3 protein-coding genes are annotated in these 2,555 nt (G+C 56.9%); 2 read left to right on the top strand and 1 reads right to left on the bottom strand.

What is annotated here, in order from left to right; genetic code table 11:
• A partial coding sequence (locus tag ABSE61_RS36925) for an isochorismatase family protein (RefSeq protein WP_423876078.1) occupies nt 1-221 on the top strand: 221 nt, incomplete at its 5' end.
• A gap of 184 nt (nt 222-405) precedes the next feature.
• On the opposite strand, the gene ABSE61_RS36920 is transcribed toward ABSE61_RS36925, so the two are convergent.
• Nucleotides 406-897 carry a DUF3237 domain-containing protein gene (locus ABSE61_RS36920; protein WP_423876077.1) on the bottom strand — a complete coding sequence of 164 codons (492 nt, stop codon included), beginning with the start codon at nt 895-897 and terminating at the stop codon, nt 406-408.
• A gap of 392 nt (nt 898-1,289) precedes the next feature.
• Between ABSE61_RS36920 and ABSE61_RS36915 the strand changes: the two genes are divergently transcribed.
• On the top strand, nt 1,290-2,555 hold the full coding sequence (locus ABSE61_RS36915) for a c-type cytochrome (RefSeq protein ID WP_423876076.1): 1,266 nt from the start codon (nt 1,290-1,292) through the stop codon (nt 2,553-2,555).

Here is a 2,555-nt window from a genome sequence, read left to right as displayed (position 1 = left end):
GTATCGAGACCCTGATCCTGACGGGGATCATCACCAGCGGTGTCGTACTCTCTACGCTGCGCCATGCCGCCGACGCTGACTACAGACTGCTGGTCGTCGGCGATTGCTGCTCTGATCGCGACGAGGAAACGCATCGGGTGCTCTTGGAGAAGGTCATTCCGTGGCAGGCCACCATCACGACGGCTGCGGAACTTGAGCGGGTTATCGGGGCTCGGCGGTAACGCGTCAGTGCTCACGTCGACCCCGATAGCGCAGCGCGTCGATCAACAGTGCGAACGCCGGCGAATGGTGGCGGCGGTTAGGGTAATAAAGATGGTAGCTTTTCCTTTCGTGTCCGTCCGGATCGGCAGGTTCGCACCGTTGCGTGTGCAGATCGTGGACCGCCGCACGAGCAACGGATACCAACTAGAGAATCTCGAAGAGGCTGTAGATCACGCCGGCCGGGGTGCGATAGCCAGCACCGATAGCGAGGATTCCGTTGATCCAGGAATAGCTCGACGCTGTCACGAAGACCGGATTGGTACGAAAATAATACGACGCAGGATCGACATCCGCGCCCTTATTAACCCGCTCGATCACGTCAGCGGGGCCGCGTCGTACGCCTTTGTAGGTCATTCCGATAAGCGCACCGTCGGTTGTTTCCAGTACGAGCTTTACGTCGAGTAGTGTGCTGCCATCGTTGCGCACCGTTTGCCAATCGTTTCCACCCGGTAACACTTTGCCGGAAAGTCTTTCCCCCTCGAAGATGCCTCCCGGTACGACTCCAACCCTGCGAAAGGCGCCTTCGGGCCCACCGATTATCTGATAGGGCTGTACGTCAAGACGCATGATGAAAAGCGGGCGCGTTCGCACAGACGCTAGGACTTCTGGTAATCCATCGCTCAATTTCGTGGCCATGCGTTATCTCCTTCAACCGAATTTGGGCCCAAACCCCACGTCAACACGAAGATACTGGAACGCCGCCAGACAGGAACCGCTTCCCCTTCCGGATAGATAGGATTTCGCGGTCCGCAATTGACCGGCCTCAAGGCCTTGTGCGCGACATTGATTTTGGCGAGCCCAGCGAAAGCGCACTGAGCGCACTCCGGACGCTGGCGTCCGCTGTATCGGGAACCTCAGATAGTTTCTCTCTGGGCAGCGGCGTGTCCTATTGGTGCTGTCCCGGACGGAATGTCAATTTGCGCCGAATAAAGTACCAGTTCTATACTTGCCGACATGAGGCGGCTACCAAACCGCTTCATTAAGCCGTAGAAATACTCTAAGCTGGCAATGTTTCGGAGCAGACCGATATGCGGTTGCGTCGAGTCATTCTTGTTGTGTTAGCTGCGGGCGTTCTTATTGCTGTTGGCGGCCTTGCCTGGGCTTGGCGTCCTGCCATCGCGCCGATTTCAGCGAGGCAGGCGATCTCCGATCGGAAAACGATTGATCGTGGCGCCGAGCTCGCGGCCATCGGCAACTGCAGCGATTGCCACACAAAAGATGTTGGCGTGTCCTATGCAGGTGGCCGGGCATTGCCGACGCCATTCGGAACGATCTACGCCAGCAATCTGACCCCTGACCTTGAAACAGGGATCGGGACTTGGTCTGAAGAGGCGTTCCGTCGCGCCATGCACGAGGGCGTCGATCGTGAAGGAAGGCAACTCTACCCGGCATTTCCCTATGATCATTTTACCAAGGCGACAGATGAAGATATTCACGCCCTCTATTCGTTCTTGATGAGCTTACCTGCGACCCGCAACGTTATCCCTGCAAATCAGCTTTCGTTTCCATTCAGCTTCCGCCCGATCATTGCTGGATGGAAAGTCCTGTTTTTTAGCCAGGCCAGCCTGGAAACTGACACCAGCAAGAGCGAAGAATGGAATCGCGGCCGCTATCTGGTCGAGGGACTAGGACATTGCGGATCCTGTCACACGCCGCGCAATGCGCTTGGCGGTGAAAAGAATGGTAGTTCCTACGCCGGCGGTGTCGCTGAAGGCTGGAATGCGCCACCTCTCAACGCGTCGCTTGTCACCACACATCGCTGGACCGTTGATCAGCTTGCCGAATATCTGTCGACCGGCTGGCACAAGCTTCACGGTGCAGCTGCCGGCCCGATGGCCGACGTCGCCAATAATCTCGGTCAAGCTTCGAAGAACGAGGTTCATGCGATTGCTACCTACGTCGCAAGTCTTTCGCCGCAGCAGGATAACAAGACGGCCGTCGTAACCGATAACGGTGGAAAAAGTCAGGCCGCCGATGTCATCGCGATTTATACTGGCGCCTGCGCGAAGTGCCACAACGACCGAAACGATGTCGGCCCATCAAAAGCGCTTGCGCTGTCGCTAAGCACGGCCGTACAGCAGAAAGAACCCGCAAACACCGTCCGCGTTATTCTTCATGGCATTCAATCTTACCGGACCGGCGGCGGACCTTACATGCCGGCCTTTGACGGTATTCTGACCGACGCACAAATTGCGGACATCACCCAATATATTCGTGCGCGCTACACCGACCAGCCGCAATGGGCGGACATCAAAACCGAAGTCATTAAAGCCAGACAGGAGGCTCAGCCATGA

Source organism: Bradyrhizobium sp. (assembly GCF_049519115.1).
Taxonomy (GTDB): domain Bacteria; phylum Pseudomonadota; class Alphaproteobacteria; order Rhizobiales; family Xanthobacteraceae; genus Bradyrhizobium.
The sequence above is the reverse complement of the archived record's forward strand: the minus strand, read 5'-3'. Positions and strand labels throughout refer to the sequence as shown.

Bases quoted from the DNA above. Each gene is read 5' to 3' on its own strand.
- ABSE61_RS36915 (WP_423876076.1), top strand. From the start codon at position 1,290: ATGCGGTTGCGTCGAGTCATTCTTGTTGTGTTAGCTGCGGGCGTTCTT.
- ABSE61_RS36920 (WP_423876077.1), bottom strand. From the start codon at position 897: ATGGCCACGAAATTGAGCGATGGATTACCAGAAGTCCTAGCGTCTGTG.